Raw genomic sequence first — 15556 nt, 5'->3', positions numbered from 1 at the left:
ATGGTCGAAATCTGCGGGGATGGTGCCGTGAAAGGCCGCGGATTGCGAGGCGTGTGGCGGGTACGGGCCCGGGGTGGGCCCGGGATGCACCGGGCGGGCGGCGCGGTGCGGCGGGATCTGCGAGACTGAGGACATGGTGAGCAAGCTTTCCAGATCGGCCCGGTTCCGCGTCGGCCGCGGTGTCCGCTGGCGGGTGGCCCGTTCGCGATGATGGCCTGCGAAGAAGCGGCGGCGCTGGAGGATCTGCTGGGGCCGCTGGATGCGGCGCTGGCTTCGCACGGGGCGGCGGTACTGGTGGCCGAGCCCGGGGCGGGCAAGACGACGCGCGTGCCGCTGCATCTGGCCTCCGGGGAGTCGCCCGGGCGTGTCGTGGTGCTGCAGCCGCGGCGCCTGGCCGCGCGCATGGCGGCGACGTTCATGGCCGGGCAGTGCGGCGATGCCGTGGGGCAGACGGTGGGTTATCGCGTGCGCGACGCGCAGCAGGTGTCGGCGCAGACCCGGGTGGAGCTGGTCACCGACGGGATCTTCCTGCGCCGGATTCAGGCCGACCCGTTGCTCGAGGGCGTCGATACCCTGGTCTTCGATGAATTCCACCTGCGCCGGCCGGAGGCGGAGCTGGCGCTGGCCTTCGCGCTGCAGGTGCGCCGGCTGCTGCGCCCGGAGCTGCGCATCGTGGTGATGTCGGCCACGCTGGATGATGACGCGGTGGCGCGCCTGCTGGCCGGGGGCGGGCCAGACGGCGGCTCAGAGGGCGGGGCCGAACCCGTGCCGGTGCTGCGGGCGCGCGGCCGGCAGTTTCCGGTGGACGTGCGGCATGCGCCGCCGGCGCCGGACGCGTCGCTGGCGGACGCGGTGGCCGGGGCGGTGCGCGAGGCGCTGGCGGCCGAGAGCGGTTCCCTGCTGGTCTTCCTGCCGGGGGAGCGCGAGATCCGCGAGGTGGCTGGGCGGCTGCAGGCGGGCGGGGAAGCCGGCCTGGATACGCCGTCCGGTCATGCGCGGGTCGTGCCGCTGTTCGGCCGTCTGGCCGCGGAGGAGCAGGCGCGCGCGGTACAGCCGGCCCCGGCGGGTGAACGCAAGGTGGTGCTGGCCACCGACATCGCCGAGACCAGCCTGACGATCGAGGGTGTACGGGTGGTGGTGGATGCGGGACTGGCCCGCGAGCCGCGTTTCGATGCGGCTACCGGGCTTTCGCGCCTGGTGACGGTGGCGGCCTCGAAGGCCGCGGCCGAACAGCGTGCCGGGCGTGCCGGACGCACCGAACCCGGCGTCGCGATCCGGCTGTGGGCACGGGCGGACGAGGTCGCCCGGCCGGATTATGCAACCCCGGGACTGCGCCAGGTGGACCTCCTGCCGCTGGCGCTGGAACTGGCGGGCTGGGGCGAGCCGGTGGCCGGGCTGGACTGGCTGGAACCGCCCCCGGCGCAGGGACTGGCCTCGGCGCAGGCGCTGCTCGCGGAACTGGGCGCGGTGGACGCAGCGGGGCGCATCACCGATCACGGGCGTGCGCTGCTGCGCCTGCCGACCCATCCGCGGCTGGCGCACATGCTGCTGCGTGCGCAGGAACGCGGGTGGTCGCGGCTGGCCTGTGAGCTGGCGGTACTGGTGGAGGAACCCGGGCTGGCCGGACCGGAGATGCCCCTGGATCTGGAACTGCGACTGGAGCGGGCGCGGCGCGCGGGCGGACGGACCTGGCAGCGATCCCTGCGGCGTCTGGAACAGGGACTGGAACGGGTCGCGGGTGCGGCCGAAGCCGGCGAAGCGGGGGCGGACGGGGCGATGGACGAGCCCGCCGCCCTCGGCGTGCTGGCCGCGCTGGCCTGGCCGGAGCGCATCGCCCGGCGCCGTGGTGGCGCGGCCGGGCGTTTCGTGATGGGCAACGGCCGCGGCGCGGTGCTGCCGGAGCGCAAACGCCTGGCGCATGCGGAATTCCTGGTGGCGGTGGACTGCAGCGATGCCGAACGCGAGGCCCGCATCCGCTGTGCGGTGGCGCTGGATCCGGCGGTGCTGGAACGCGAGGCGCCGGAGCTGTTCCACCGCGAGACCCGCTGCGACTGGGTGGAGGACGGTGCGCGCCTGGAGAATGCGCGTATCCGCCGGGTCGGAACGCTGGTGATCGAACGGCAGATGATCGCGCTGGAGGATCCCGCCGACACCGTCGCCCCGTGGTGTGCACGGCTGCGCCGCGAGGGGCTGGAGCGGCTGCCTTGGGATGCGGCGGCCAGTCAGCTCCGCGCGCGCATCCGCCTGCTGCACGAGGCGGGTTTTCCGGATATGGGCGATACCGCGCTGCTGGCGGATCTCGAGCACTGGCTGGGCCCGTATCTCGCCGGGATCACGCGGCGGCGCGATCTGGAACGCCTTGATCTGGCGGCGATCCTGCGGGCACGCCTGGACTGGGCCCAGCAGCAGCAACTGGAGCGCGAGGCGCCGGCGCGCATCGAGGTGCCGTCCGGCTCCGCGCACCGGGTCGACTACACCTGCGAGCCGCCGGTGCTGGCGGTCAAGCTGCAGGAGCTGTTCGGCCTGACCGACACCCCGACGGTCGCCGGTGGCCGCGTGGCGGTGATGCTGCATCTGCTGTCACCGGCCGGGCGCCCGGTACAGGTCACTCAGGATCTGAAGAGCTTCTGGGCGAACGGCTACCCGGAGGTGCGCCGCGAGCTGAAGGGGCGTTATCCGAAGCATCCATGGCCCGAGGACCCCTGGGATGCGCCCGCGACCCGGCATGCAAAGCGGCGGTGATCGACCGCCCCCCGGAGTCCGGCTCCGGATCGGGTCCACGATGCGGCGCGCGGCGTTCTCGGGTAGTGTCGCGTTCAGCACCACTGCGAGAAGATTCCCCCGATGCTGAAGTTCCTGACCGCGATCCTGATCCTGCTGTTCATCTGGTGGCGGGTGTCGCGCTGGCTGGAGGTCCGCCGCCGCCGGGCACGCGGCGAGGACATCTCCTACGAGGTGCGGATCAAGGGTTATCGGCCGATCACCATCCTCAGCGTGATCTTCCTGATCCTGTACGGGGGGTATGTCGTCTGGTACCTGCTGACGGAACATCTGGGACTGCTGTAGTCCGTTCGTCCCGCGGGTCGAGCCACGGCTCAGCAGTCCCCGATGCGCTCGCCCTCGATCTCCATGATGATCGTCATCGGGCCCATGGGGCTGTCGACGTCGGTGGTCATGGTGCCTTCGGAACGCGTTCCCATGAAGCGCATCTCGCCTTCCATGGTGGCGCGGCCGCCCTGCGGATCGGTGCAGGTCATGGCGAAGTCGGCGCCGTCGGAGCGGACGTCCACGTGATCCAGGGTGCATTCTTCCGGAACCTCGATGACGTCCTCGCCCTTTTCGATGTCTTCCTGCGTCACGCATTCGCGGGTGACTTCGACCTGGTCCTGCATCTGGGGCATGCCTTCGATGGTGGTCGTATGGGTGTACTCCCATTCGCCGGGTTCGATGTTGGGGGTCTCGGCCTGAGCGGCCACGGGCAGGGCCAGCAGGGCCAGCGGGATCAGGAATCGCAGCATGACGGTTCTCCGGATGCGGAAAAGGGCTTTCCCGATCCATCTTGCATGGGGGCCGGAGGTGTGGCAACTCTGCATTTGGAGGGGACGAGGAGTACGCAATGACGGGACGCTGGTGGTTGCCGCTGATCGTTGTGCTGGTCGCGGCCGGAGCCTGGCGCGAGCTGGTGCAGGACGACGCGCGGGAGGCGGACGCGCCGGCCCCGGCCGCGTTCGCGGAGCACCCGGTTGCGCCGGGGTGCCGGCTCCCGGTGACCTTTAATCTCGATCGGGTCGACACGGCGTTCGGTCTGGAGGAACACGAAGTGCGCGCGGCCCTGCGCGATGCCCGCCGGATGTGGGAGGCGGTGACCGATGCCCGGCTGTTTCGCGAGCGGGCGGGCGAGGGCGTGGCCGTGCGGCTGGTGTTCGACGAGCGGCAGGCCGAGGCCCTGCGGCGCGAGCAGGACCGCGCGGGGCTGGAAGAACGGTACGCGGAGATCGAGCGACGGCGCGAGCGTCTGGATCACGCGCGCTCCGCGCTGGAGGCGGATCTCCGCCGCCACGGGGAAGACCGCGAAGACCTGGCAGAGCGCCAGGCGGCTCACCGGCGCGACGTTTCCGCCTGGAATGCCGGCGAGGGGAGCCGCAGCGAGGCGCGTCGCGCGCGGCTGGAGCGCGAAGCGGAGGCCATCGAGGGCCAGCGGCGCCAGCTGAACCGGCGGGCCGAGCGACTGGACGAACGCCGCGAAGAACTGGAACAACGCCGGGCGGAGCTGGACGCGGCGATCGCGGACTACAACGCCCGTGCGGACGGTTACAACGAGCGCTCGCGCGGAGCGACCGGATTCAACGTGGGACTGTACGAACAGTCCGCCGACGGACGCGCCATCACGGTCTATCAGGCCGCCGACCGCGAACGGCTGACGCTGGTGCTGGCGCACGAGCTGGGCCATGCGCTGGGCATCGGCCATGTTGCGGATCCGGCGGCGGTGATGCACGCCAGTCTGGGTGCCGAGAATGCGGGGCGCGAGCGACTCGCGGAGGCCGACCGGCGTGCGCTGGAACAGGCCTGCGACGTGACCACCGAGCCCGCCGGGTCTTCCGGGCCTGCAGGGGGTCAGTAGCGGTAGCGCAGCCCTGCCGACAGGATGTTCACCCGCCCGCGGGTGCTGCCGCTGTATTCCACCGTGCCGGTGTCGAATTCGCGGGTCAGTTCTATGTCCTCGCTCGACACGTGGACGTAGGAGTAACCGAGGTCGACGCTCAGTCGTTCCGACGGATGCCAGGAGGCCCCCAGCGACAGCCAGGTGCGGTCGCCGTCCGGGGTTCGGGTCGAGCGGTGGCTGTCGCGGGTGGGGGTGCGGTCGTACTGGATGCCGCCGCGCAGGGTCCAGGCCGGGTTGGGCTCGTATTCGGCCCCGATCGCCAGGGCGTAGCTGTTGCGATAGTCCTGCTCCAGCTCCTGTTCGGCGAGCGGGTTGGCGGACTCCACCGCGATCTCGTCGAAGTTCGACCAGTTGAACCAGGTGTACTGCAGCAGCCCGGTCCAGCGTTCGTTGAAGCGATGGCTGAGCCCGGCGCTGGCGATGTCCGGGAGTTTGAGGTCGGCCTCGCCGGTTGCGATCACCGGTCGGCTGATCGGGCCGTTTTCGGGCATGGACACCCGGGCAGTGCCCTTGAGCGTGTGGGTCACCCCGCTGCGATAGTGCAACCCGAGGCGAGTGGTGTCCGCGAGGTCGATCAGCACGCCGAGGTTGTACCCCACGTCCCAGCTGTCCCCTTCCAGGCGGTATTCGCCGTCGAGTGCCGGATCCGGACCAATCGGGTCCGGGATGGCCGCACGCAGCGTGGCATCGGCGTACTGCAGGTCGATGCCGCCGCCGACGGAGACCCGGTCGCTGACCTGCACGGCGATGCTGGGCTGCAGATTGAGCACCCGCAGGTCGGTCTCCAGCGAGTCGTAGCGGGCGAAGAAATCGTCGTCGTACTCGCCCTTCAGTCCGAAATGGGTGCCCAGGCCGAAGCCCAGCCATACGCGATCCGACTGTGGCTCGGCCCAGTAGAAACTGGGCAGCGGGGTGGGGTCGTAGGGGTTGTCGCCCTCGCTGCCTTCCACGGGGAGCGTCTGGCCGTTCGCATTCGTGAAGCTCGAGCCGTCGTTGCGGGTGCTGGAGCGCGGGAACAGCAGATGCGCACTGGCCTGCACCTCGGCGCTTTCCAGGCGGGTCATGCCGGCGGGGTTGAAATAGATGGTGCTGGCGTCGGAGGCGATGGCGGCCTCGCCGGCATAGGCCCGGCCCAGGCCGGTGACCCCCTGTTCCTGCAGGTAGAAGCCGGCGGCCAGCACGGTGGCCGGGGCCAGACCGAGCGGCGCGGCGATGGCCGCGGCCGCGAGATGGCGCGGTCGAACAGGCATGGTTCCCCCCCTTCACACCCGTGACACGGATTCTCGTGATCCGACTGGCAGCCGAAGGTAGCGACCCCGCCGGCCGGATACAAGGGCCGGCTTAAATCAGCAGCAGGGCGAGCCCGATGGCGGCGGCCGCCGCGCCGCCACCGGCCAGCCCCAGGGTGCGGGTGGTGAAGCGGCCGATCACCGGGCGTGCCCGTTCGCGCCGGGTGAAGGCATCCTGCACGGCGACCAGCGCGGTAATGGCGCCGGCGACCAGCAGGATGATGCCGAAGATGTCCAGCAGTGGGGCGTATTCCATGTCGGTGTCCCTGGCGGCGGTCGAGGCTGCTTGGGTGGATCATCCGGGGCGGCTGCGGGTTCCGCACCCCAACCCTGATCATGTCGGGGTTGGTTGTGAACGGGGTCTCAGTGCCCGAAGGTAGCAATGACCATTCAGGATAGTGGGTTGTCAGGAGACAGCCAATCGGGAGGGATCTCATGTCATCGATCTTGCTCCATCGTTCGCAGCATGCGCGTCACTGGTTTCGGTCGGGCCTGATGGCCACCGGCGCGGCCATACTGATGGCCTGCGGCCCCGGCGAAGGGCAGTCCGAGGTGCCCGGGGTGGAGGCGTCCGCGCTGGCACATCCGGAGGAAGCGGGCGAACTGGTGGTGGTCACCCGCAACGCACCCACCGCCTGGTTCTACGACCGCCATACCGAGACCGCGGGCCCCGAACACGATCTGGTGGAGGCGTTCGCCGACGCCCGCGGCTGGGACGTCGAGTGGCAGGTGGTGGATTCGGTCGATGCCGTGCTGCGGGCCCTCGCCTCGGGAGAGGTCCACATGGCCGCGGCCGGGCTCACGCACCTCGAGTCGCGCGATGCCGATTTCCTCCGCGGGCCGCAGCACACCGAGGTGACCGAGCAGGTCGTCTGTCATCGTGACCAGCGTCCGCAGCCGCAGACGGCCGCCGATCTGGACGGGCTGGAGCTGGCGGTGAGTGCCAGCAGTGCCTACGTGGAAACGCTGCAGGCGCTGGAGGAGCCCGTGCCCTACCGTGCCGAGCCCGAGGGTACCGAGCGGCTGCTGGCGGCCGTGGAAGAGGGCCGGCTGGACTGCACCGTGGCGGATTCGTATATCGCCGAACTCAACCGGCGGATGTTCCCGCATCTGGAAGTGGCCTTCGACCTGAGTGACGTCCGCGCGATCGGCTGGTACCTGCACCCCGATTTCGAGGGGCTGGCCGCACAGGCGCGCGCCTGGATGGACACCGACGAGGGCACGCAGGCCCGCGCCCGGGTGGACGAGCTGTACTACGCCTATGTACCCGAATTCGATTTCGTCGACCTGCGCGCGCTGACCCGGCGCATCGACCAGCGGCTGCCGGACTTCCGGCCGGTGTTCGAGGAGGCCGCGGACGAGTACGAACTGCCCGCCGACCTGCTGGCCGCGCTGGCCTACCAGGAGTCGCACTGGGATCCGGAGGCCCGCAGTCCCACCGGGGTGCGCGGCCTGATGATGCTGACGCAGCGCACCGCGCAGGAGCTGGGGATCGAGGATCGCCTGGATCCGGAGCAGAGCATTCGCGGCGGCGCGCGTTACCTGCGTCAGATGCACGAGCGCCTGGATGAAGACATTCCGGAACCGGACCGCACCTATCTCGCGCTGGCCAGCTACAACATCGGCCGCGGGCATCTGCTGGACGCGCGGCGCCTGGCGCGCGAGCTGGGCCGTGATCCCGACCGCTGGGCGGACATGCGCGAGGTGCTGCCACTGCTGACCGAGGAGCGTTACTACAGCGACCTGCGTTACGGCTATGCGCGTGGCTACCAGCCGGTGTACTACGTCCAGCGCATCCGCAATTACCGCGACGTGATCCGGCCGGTGTTCGTCGAGGACGAATCGGCGCCGCTCACCGGGTCGCGAGTGGCGCTGGACTGAGCACGCTCCCGGTCAGGTCCTCCAGGGCCCGCGCCCAGGCGGGCAGCAGCGCGTCGGTTTCCAGCGCCGAGACGTCCACCGGTGGCGGCAGGCCGTCGGTCAGCCAGCTGTCCAGTCGCGCGGCCAGGGCCTCGGGGTCGCCGGCCGGATAGCGGTATTCGGGCGGATACTGCTCCGGGTAGCAAAGGGCGTCCGGGACCAGCGGACGCGCGCCGGCGCCGCTGGCCTCCAGCATCGACAGTCCCTGGAATTCGTGTGCGGTGGTGCTGACCACGATGCCCGCCCGCCGCAGCAGGGCGTCGTATTCCTCCCGCGGCTGGCGCCCGTCGGCCTCGATCCGTTCACCGAAACGCTGCCGGATGCGCTGCAGGGCGTCGGGGGGCGGTTCCGGACGCGGACCCAGCAGGGCCAGGCGGAAGTCCCGCCCGCGCGCGGCCAGTCTTTCCAGCGCCTCGGCGAAGAGTTCGGGGCGCTTGTCGTATTCCCAGCGATGGTTCCACAGGATCAGCCTCGGGTCGCGTTCCGGCGTGCCCCCGTCGGGTCGCCGCGGCGGCGCGACCGGGACCGGAAGTACGTGCGTCCGCTCGGCCAGGCGCTCGGGGACGCCGGGCGGGACTGCGTCGGGCATGCGCCGCAACAGGGCCCGCAGGCCGTCGAGGAAGGAGTCGCGATTGAATGCGGAGTTGAATGCGATGCGCCCGGCGGACAGCGCGCCGTAGACCTGCACTATCTGCGGCTCGATGGAGCGCACCTGATGCTCGCCCACCGGGTAGGCGAACTGGTTTTCGTGGAAGTAGTACAGCGCGGGCAGGGCCGCCAGCGGCGGGTGCAGGCCCCGCAGCGTGGCCAGATCCACCATCGAGGTGGCGACGATCGCATCGGGGCGCACGCCTTCCAGCGCATCCAGCCACGAGATCGGGTTGCCGCGGATGCGCCAGCGGAAATGGCGCCCGGGCAGTTCGAAGCGCTGCCAGTCGATGCCGGGAAAGGCGGTCACCAGGGCGTCCGCCCACGCGGCATGGCTGTCGGCACGATAGGCCGACAGCAGCAGCACACGCGGACGGACGGCTTCGTTCATCCGGATTGCATCGCGTTCCTGTTGCTTACCAGGTCAGAACCTTGCCCGCCGTACCCAGTGATGGAAGGGCCTGGGAGGGCGTCAGCAGTGGCAGCTCGGGATCACTGAGGTCGTCTTCGCTCATCCCGTTGAGATCCAGTGACTGACGACAGCCCATGATCCGGACACCGTTGTCCACGGCGTTCTGCATGAAATCGGCGATGCTCTTCCCGCCTTCCATCGGGTACAGCGCCTCGGCAGTCCCGCTGCCCAGCAGTTCGGTCGCCGGGCCGGTGAAATACATGATGACGTTCTGCTCGTGCGCGGCGGCCGTCGCGGCCAGGAAAAAGGCCGAGGGCAGGCGCCGTTTGTTTTCGGGGCCGGTGATCATGATGATCACCAGATCGGCGGTCTCTTCTTCACTCATCGTGTGCTCCTCCAGTTTCGCTTTCTCCGGTGTGTCCCGGAGTGTGGTTCGCCTCAGCCGCCGGTCGGGGCGGTCCAGCGTTCGCCCTGCATCGGCTCGTCCACCGGTGTGGCGGCGAGGTGGTTGGTGTAGTTGGACAGTGTCTTGAGGCCGATGGCGAGGATGACCTCCAGCATCTTCTGCGGGGTGTGGCCGGCCTCCAGAAAGGCCTGCTTGTCCTTCTCGTCCACCCAGCCGCGGTGTTCCAGCATGGCCCGGGCAAACCCGCGCAGGGCCTCCAGCGCGGGGTCCTCCAGCGGCCGGTCCTCGCGCAGGGCGTCCACCACCGAATCGGCGACGCCGGCCATGCGGCCGGTCATGCTGTGGGCGGCCATGCAGTAATCACAGGCGTGGAAACGGCTGACGGTGAGCAGGAGCACGGCCTGTTCCTCGCCGCTCAGCGAGGTCTGCTGCAGGAGTTCGTTGAGATCGAGATAGGCCGCGGCCAGGGCCGGGACGGTGGCCATCTTGCGGATCAGGTTGGGGACCATGCCGAAGGTGGCCTCGGCGCGGTCGAAACTGGCGGCGGCCGCGGGGGCCGATGCGCGGTCGTGCAGTGGGAAATCGGATTCGGTCGTCATGGCGCGTCTCCGTCGGGATGGGTGGTGAGCAGCAGATCCTGCAGCGCCGGGGCCAGGCGCAGGATGGTGTCCGCGTCCTGTTCCGCCCGCGCCATCAGCAGGATGCCCTCCATCAGCGCGAGCCAGTGATCGGCGAGGCGGGCGGTGTCGGTGCGTGCGTCCAGTTCGCCGTGCGCCACGGCCGTGTCGAGGGCCGCGCGGAATTGCGCGCGGATCGCGTCCAGATGGCCCTGCATGGCTGCGCGCAGGCGCGGGCTCTGCGTGCCGGTTTCCACCGCCAGGCTGCCGAACGGGCAGCCGGGAAGGCGGCCCTCCGCGGCCTGCATGCGGGCCTGGAATGCGTGGATCGCGCCGACGAAGGCGGTGATCCGCTCGCGCAGTCCGCCGGGGCCGCGCAGGGCGGGCTGCAGGACTTCCGCCTCGAACTCGCCGTACAGCGCCTCCAGCGTGGCGATGACCAGATCCTCCTTGCCCGGGAAGAAGTGATACAGGCTGCCGCGCCGCACGCCGGCGCGCTCGCAGATGCCGGCGATGCCCACCGAACCGTAGCTGCGGGTGAGCACGAGACCGCGGGTGGCATTCATCAGGGCCTGTCGGCTTTGGTCTCCGGTCGTCATGATCTACAGTCTAGTTGACCGATCGGTAAACGCAAGAGGAGGAGATCCGATGGCAGATCCCATGAACGAAGCGAATGGCTCTGCACGGGGTGTTTCGGATGACGGGGCCCCGGGTACCTCCGGTGGATCGGCCACGTCGCCGGTGCATGTGCCGGTGCGGTATCGCAGGACATGGGAGGATGGCTTCGGCGCGCGCGGCTGGAAGCTGGCCCTTCCCGGACTGGGCGAGGATGTGATTGCCGCGACCCCGTTCACCGGCGAACGCATCCCCACCTCGGTCTTCGTGCATGACATCGTGGATCACCATCTGTGCGGCTTCGCGCTGTCCGGTTACCTCGACGAGGCGGGGGCGCTGATGCAGCTGGCGCTGCGCACGGGCTCGGATCCGGTGGAGGACTATCGTCAGATGATCGACGAGGACCTGTTGCCCGGGCGCCCGGTCGCGGACGACTGGCCGGCCCTGTTGCCGCAAGCCCTGCGGCCCGTGACGGATACGCGCCCCGATCCGGAACATCTGCGCGGGCTGGCGCAGTGGGCGGGGCAGGGGGCCCTGCGGGCACTGCTGGTTGCGGGTTTCGTGCAGGCCGGGTACGCGCGTCTGGCGAGCGCGCGCGCGAACTGGGAAGGATACGGTCTGGACGTGCGAGCCCGGGAGGCCATTGCGCTGGCGCTGCAGCGCCTGTTCGAACGTCTGGACGAACGCATGCTGGCGGGCGACGTGTGGCACGCCGAGGGGGAATTCGAGATCACTGACCGGCGGGTGGTTTATCGCGATGCCGGCGGAGCGTCGGAGGACGCGGAGACCGTGAGGGAAGACCCCGCCGATGCGTGACCGGCGGGGTCGGGACGTGCCCGTGAATCAGCTCATCACGTGCGCGTCGCACCAGCCGCCTTCGTTCACCAGGACGTTCTGGAAGTCTTGGTGGAAGCAGCCGCCCCAGCCTTCCGGGGCATCCGCGTTGGCGTTCCAGAAGGCGCAGTTGTCGCAGCGCGCGCCTTCCTGGAACTGCGGGTGATCCGCGGCATCGGCCGCGTCGTTGACATAGTCGTGGGCGTGACCGTCTTCGGCCTTCTCGTCCGCGGCGTGGACGGACTGCGTGCCCATCAGGCTCACCACCGGAATGGCGGCTACCGCGGCGGATGCACGGCGCAGGAAGGCACGGCGATCGGCGTTGTGCTTGTCGGACATGGGGAACCTCCGTACTTGCGTAGGCTTGTGAATGTTCTTCGCTGACAACGTCCGGTGTTTTTTACTGTGTATTCCGGACGCTGTTTTCGAGTGTTACAGACGATGAGGGTTCCCGGCCAGATCCGGGATCCGTGTCGCGGGACTCCGGTCTGCGCATCGGCCTCAGCCTGAGTAGATGACACGGGCTCGCGGGAAATTCCTTCCGCTCCCGCCGGTGCGGTCGATCGGTACCGCCTCCGGCAGGCTTGCGGGGCACCAGCACCTGCCCCGGGCAGTTTTACGGATCGGGTGTCAGCGTTAAACTACCGTGAAACACAAGCTTTTCCGGGAGTTCGACATGCAGGTACGCAGGATGATGTTCGCTATGGCCGCCGCTCCGCTCCTGGCGGTCGGCACCGCCAGCGCCGACGGGATGGGGCTCAACCCGAGCTTTGCGGTGATGGGGGGTGGCCTCTGGACCACCGACTCCGATCTGCGAGATGACCCGGCCTATGGTCTGGAAATCGGCGCCGACTGCCTGCTGTTCCAGCCGGACAACGGCGTGCTGCGCCATCGTCTGAGCGTGACCGAGTTCGACGACGGCCCGCTGCGGATGACCAGCACCGAACTGAACACCCACTGGGAGTTTGAAGTTGCCGACAGCGTGACCGTGGGCTTCGGGCCCGGGCTGGGCTATGTAAACACCAAGCTGGACGGTGACCGCAACGGTCTGTGGGCCGGGCAGTTCGGCGGCTCGGTGCAGTACGACGTGGACGACACCCTGTTCGTCGGCATGGAAGCGCGCTACCAGATAACCGAGAGCGATCGCTTCGCCGGCTCGCGCGAGGACATGGACAACATGCGCGTGATGGCCAAGGTCGGTTTCAATTTCTGAACCGGCAGGGCCTTCACTGAGAAAAAGGGCCGTCCCGGGCGACCGGGGCGGCCTTTTTTGTGCGTTCTGTCACGGAATCGGCGGGCTTGTGGCCGGCGCCGAACTCCGACAGGATTGAACCGTGACGCACCAACCACCCGGATGAAGCCCGCCCATGGATGAATCCCGTCCCGATGCCCCTGACACTCCTGACACGCCCGGCGGCTCGGGGGACGATACCGGTGCCACCACTGCGTGGCATGCACTGGAAGCCGACGAGGCCCTGCGGCGCCACGACGCCGCACGCGAGGGGCTGAGCGGCGACGCGGCCCGTGAACGGCTGGAGCGTTTCGGCCCCAACGCCCTCAAGCCGCCGGAAAAGGCCGGGGTGCTGCGGCGTTTCCTGCGTCATTTCCACAACATCCTGATCTACATCCTGGTGCTGGCGGCCATCGGGACCGCCCTGCTGGGCCACTGGGTGGACACCGGGGTGATCCTGGCGGTGGTGCTGATCAACACGCTGATCGGCTTCGTCCAGGAGGGCAAGGCGGAAAAGGCGCTGGACGCGATCCGCAGGATGCTCTCGCCGCAGGCGGTGGTGCGGCGCGACGGCGAACGCCGCGAGGTTCCCGCCGACAGCCTGGTGCCGGGGGATGTCGTGTATCTCCAGGCCGGGGATCGCGTGCCGGCCGACGTGCGGCTGTTCGAAACCCGCAACCTGCAGGTCGAAGAGGCGGTGCTGACCGGGGAGTCGGTGGCGGTCGAGAAGGATACGGCCGCGGTCGATGAAGGCGCCGACCTGGGCGATCGGCGCGGCATGGCGTTCTCCGGCACGCTGGTGTCCTTCGGCCGGGGTACCGGGGTGGTGGTGGCCACCGGCGGCGATACCGAGATCGGGCGCATCTCCACCATGCTGGGCGAGGTGGAGAGCCTCGAGACGCCGCTGGTGCGCCAGGTGGCGCAGTTCGGCCGCTGGCTGGCCGGCGTCATCATCGTCATCTCGGCGGCGACCTTTGCCTTCGGCTTCTGGGTGCGCGATTACCCGCTGGACGAGATGTTCCTGGCGGCCGCCAGTCTGGCGGTGTCCACCATCCCCGAGGGCCTGCCGGCGATCCTGACCATCGCCCTGGCCATCGGGGTGCAGAAGATGGCCCGGCGCAACGCGATCATCCGCAAGCTGCCGGCGGTGGAGACGCTGGGTTCGGTGTCGGCGATCTGTTCCGACAAGACCGGGACCCTGACCCGCAACGAGATGACCGTGCAGGCGCTGATGACCGGTGCTGGGGAATACGGGGTCAGCGGGGTCGGTTATGCGCCGCACGGCGATTTCACGCGTGACGGGGTAGAGGTGGAGCCGGCCGATGCCCCGTGTCTGGAAGAGGTCCTGCGTGCGGGATTGCTGTGCAACGACGCAGAGGTTTTCGAAAAGGACGGCCAGTGGGTGATGCAGGGCGACCCCACCGAGGGGGCGCTGGTGACGGCGGCGTTCAAGGCCGGCCTGAGCACGCGTCACGAGCACGAATGCCTGCCGCGCACCGACGTGATCCCGTTCGAGTCGGATCACCGTTACATGGCGACCCTGCATCACGACCACGACGGCCACGGGCGCATCTACCTGAAGGGGGCCCCGGAACGGGTGCTGGAGCTGTGCGAGCACCAGGCCACCGCCGACGGTCGCGAGCCGCTGCGGGCGGATGAATGGCATGCGTCGATGGACGCGATCGCGGCGCGCGGTCAGCGCCTGCTGGCCATCGCCCGGCGCGCCACCACCGCCGAGCAGCGCGAGCTGACCTATGGTGACGTGGAACAGGGCGGATTCATCCTGCTGGCGCTGGTGGGGATCATCGATCCGCCCCGCGACGAGGCGATCGCCGCGGTCGCCGACTGCCAGCGGGCCGGGATCCGGGTCAAGATGATCACCGGCGACCATGCGGCCACCGCGCGGGCGATCGGCGAGCAGCTGGGCCTGCGCGGCGAGGGCGGCACGCTGACCGGGCAGCAGCTGGAGGCCATGGACGACGACGAACTGGCGCGCGCGGTGGAAGACACCGACGTGTTCGCGCGTACCACGCCGGAGCACAAGCTGCGGCTCGTCAGGGCGCTGCAGGGCAATGGCCGTATCGTGTCCATGACCGGGGACGGGGTGAACGACGCGCCGGCCCTCAAGCGCGCGGATGTTGGCGTGGCCATGGGGCACAAGGGGACCGAGGCGGCCAAGGAGGCCTCGGAGATGGTGCTGGCGGACGACAACTTCGCCTCCATCGCGCATGCGGTGGAAGAAGGCCGCACGGTCTACGACAACATCCGCAAGGCCATTCTGCACATGCTGCCCACCAATGCCGGGCAGTCGCTGACCATCATGATGGCGATCCTGATGGGCCTGGCCCTGCCGCTGACCCCGGTGCAGGTGCTTTGGGTCAACATGGTGACCTCGGTGACCCTGGCGATGGCGCTGGCCTTTGAACGGACCGAGCCGGGGGTGATGGGCCGTCCGCCGCGTGCGCCCGATACCCCGCTGCTGTCGGGCTTTTTGCTGTGGCGCATCCCGTTCGTGGCGATCCTGCTGTGGCTGGGGACCTTCGGCCACTTCGTGTACATGGAGGAGGTGCTGGGGGTGGCCGATGACCTCGCCCGCACCGTGGCCATCAACACCCTGGTGGCCGGTCAGGCCTTCTACCTGCTGAACCTGCGCCTGATCCATCAGCCGGTGCTGGCGGGCGGCGAGCTGTTCCGCTCGCGAGCGATGTGGATCGCCATCGGGGTGCTGGTCGTGCTGCAGCTGGCGTTCACCTACGTGCCGGTGATGCACACCCTGTTCGGCACCACCGCCATCGATACCGGGGACTGGGCGCGCATCCTGCTGTTCGGGCTAGCCGTGTTCCTGATCGTGGAAGGCGAGAAGCTGGTGTTCCGGCGCATGGGGTGGGCCGGGGCCGGGACCTGACCGGGCTGGTCAGGTC

General features: G+C 69.4%; 15 protein-coding genes. 7 read left to right on the top strand and 8 right to left on the bottom strand.

Annotated elements, in window-relative coordinates; all coding sequences use genetic code 11:
- Positions 1 to 210 precede the first annotated feature (210 nt).
- Positions 211 to 2742: an ATP-dependent helicase HrpB gene (hrpB, locus tag F620_RS0101180; RefSeq protein WP_026331272.1), complete on the top strand. Its 2532-nt coding sequence runs from the start codon at positions 211 to 213 to the stop codon at positions 2740 to 2742.
- Between the two features lie 102 nt (positions 2743 to 2844).
- A complete protein-coding gene (locus tag F620_RS0101175) occupies positions 2845 to 3066 on the top strand; it encodes a hypothetical protein (RefSeq protein ID WP_018870091.1) in 222 nt (73 codons plus the stop codon).
- A gap of 29 nt (positions 3067 to 3095) precedes the next feature.
- On the opposite strand, the gene F620_RS0101170 is transcribed toward F620_RS0101175, so the two are convergent.
- A complete protein-coding gene (locus tag F620_RS0101170) occupies positions 3096 to 3518 on the bottom strand; it encodes a DUF3617 family protein (protein WP_018946474.1) in 423 nt (140 codons plus the stop codon).
- 98 nt (positions 3519 to 3616) lie between these two features.
- On the opposite strand from F620_RS0101170, the gene F620_RS0101165 reads away from it, so the two are divergent.
- Positions 3617 to 4621, top strand: a complete 1005-nt coding sequence (locus F620_RS0101165; RefSeq protein ID WP_019569172.1) for a matrixin family metalloprotease — start codon at positions 3617 to 3619, stop codon at positions 4619 to 4621.
- On the opposite strand, the gene F620_RS0101160 is transcribed toward F620_RS0101165, so the two are convergent.
- A complete protein-coding gene (locus tag F620_RS0101160) occupies positions 4615 to 5913 on the bottom strand; it encodes an OmpP1/FadL family transporter (protein ID WP_019569171.1) in 1299 nt (432 codons plus the stop codon). The two genes, F620_RS0101165 and F620_RS0101160, sit on opposite strands and share 7 nt — an antisense overlap.
- Before the next feature lie 91 nt (positions 5914 to 6004).
- Complete coding sequence (locus tag F620_RS0101155; protein WP_019021292.1) at positions 6005 to 6208, bottom strand: DUF3185 family protein; 204 nt, start codon at positions 6206 to 6208, stop codon at positions 6005 to 6007.
- 179 nt (positions 6209 to 6387) lie between these two features.
- Here F620_RS0101155 and mltF point away from each other — a divergent pair, with 179 nt between their 5' ends.
- Positions 6388 to 7833, top strand: coding sequence for a membrane-bound lytic murein transglycosylase MltF (mltF, locus tag F620_RS0101150; RefSeq protein ID WP_019569170.1), 1446 nt, complete (start codon positions 6388 to 6390; stop codon positions 7831 to 7833).
- On the opposite strand, the gene F620_RS0101145 is transcribed toward mltF, so the two are convergent.
- From F620_RS0101145 to F620_RS0101130, 4 genes are read right to left on the bottom strand one after another with little or no spacing between them, the layout of a single operon-like run.
- The gene (locus tag F620_RS0101145) at positions 7805 to 8911 is read right to left on the bottom strand and encodes a DUF3524 domain-containing protein (protein WP_019569169.1); all 1107 of its coding nucleotides are present in this window, start codon (positions 8909 to 8911) and stop codon (positions 7805 to 7807) included. The two genes, mltF and F620_RS0101145, sit on opposite strands and share 29 nt — an antisense overlap.
- A gap of 25 nt (positions 8912 to 8936) precedes the next feature.
- Positions 8937 to 9317, bottom strand: a complete 381-nt coding sequence (locus F620_RS0101140) for a DsrE family protein (protein ID WP_019569168.1) — start codon at positions 9315 to 9317, stop codon at positions 8937 to 8939.
- A gap of 53 nt (positions 9318 to 9370) precedes the next feature.
- Positions 9371 to 9937, bottom strand: a complete 567-nt coding sequence (locus F620_RS0101135) for a carboxymuconolactone decarboxylase family protein (RefSeq protein WP_019569167.1) — start codon at positions 9935 to 9937, stop codon at positions 9371 to 9373.
- Complete coding sequence (locus F620_RS0101130; protein ID WP_019569166.1) at positions 9934 to 10521, bottom strand: TetR/AcrR family transcriptional regulator; 588 nt, start codon at positions 10519 to 10521, stop codon at positions 9934 to 9936. Before F620_RS0101130 ends, F620_RS0101135 begins: the two co-directional genes overlap by 4 nt.
- Positions 10522 to 10603: 82 nt before the next feature.
- Here F620_RS0101130 and F620_RS0101125 point away from each other — a divergent pair, with 82 nt between their 5' ends.
- Positions 10604 to 11386, top strand: coding sequence for a hypothetical protein (locus tag F620_RS0101125; protein ID WP_019569165.1), 783 nt, complete (start codon positions 10604 to 10606; stop codon positions 11384 to 11386).
- A 27-nt stretch (positions 11387 to 11413) separates the two neighbouring features.
- Here F620_RS0101125 and F620_RS0101120 read toward each other — a convergent pair whose 3' ends face one another.
- Positions 11414 to 11743 (bottom strand): high-potential iron-sulfur protein, encoded by a 330-nt coding sequence (locus tag F620_RS0101120; protein WP_019569164.1) that lies wholly within the window; start codon positions 11741 to 11743, stop codon positions 11414 to 11416.
- 337 nt (positions 11744 to 12080) lie between these two features.
- Here F620_RS0101120 and F620_RS0101115 point away from each other — a divergent pair, with 337 nt between their 5' ends.
- Together F620_RS0101115 and F620_RS0101110 are read left to right on the top strand one after the other, a co-directional pair.
- Positions 12081 to 12617, top strand: coding sequence for an outer membrane beta-barrel protein (locus tag F620_RS0101115; RefSeq protein ID WP_026331269.1), 537 nt, complete (start codon positions 12081 to 12083; stop codon positions 12615 to 12617).
- 154 nt (positions 12618 to 12771) lie between these two features.
- A complete protein-coding gene (locus F620_RS0101110; protein WP_019569162.1) occupies positions 12772 to 15540 on the top strand; it encodes a cation-transporting P-type ATPase in 2769 nt (922 codons plus the stop codon).
- The last annotated feature ends 16 nt before the right edge of the window (positions 15541 to 15556 follow it).

The organism is Thioalkalivibrio sp. ALE11, from assembly GCF_000381205.1.
GTDB lineage: Bacteria > Pseudomonadota > Gammaproteobacteria > Ectothiorhodospirales > Ectothiorhodospiraceae > Thioalkalivibrio.
The sequence above is the reverse complement of the archived record's forward strand: the minus strand, read 5'-3'. Positions and strand labels throughout refer to the sequence as shown.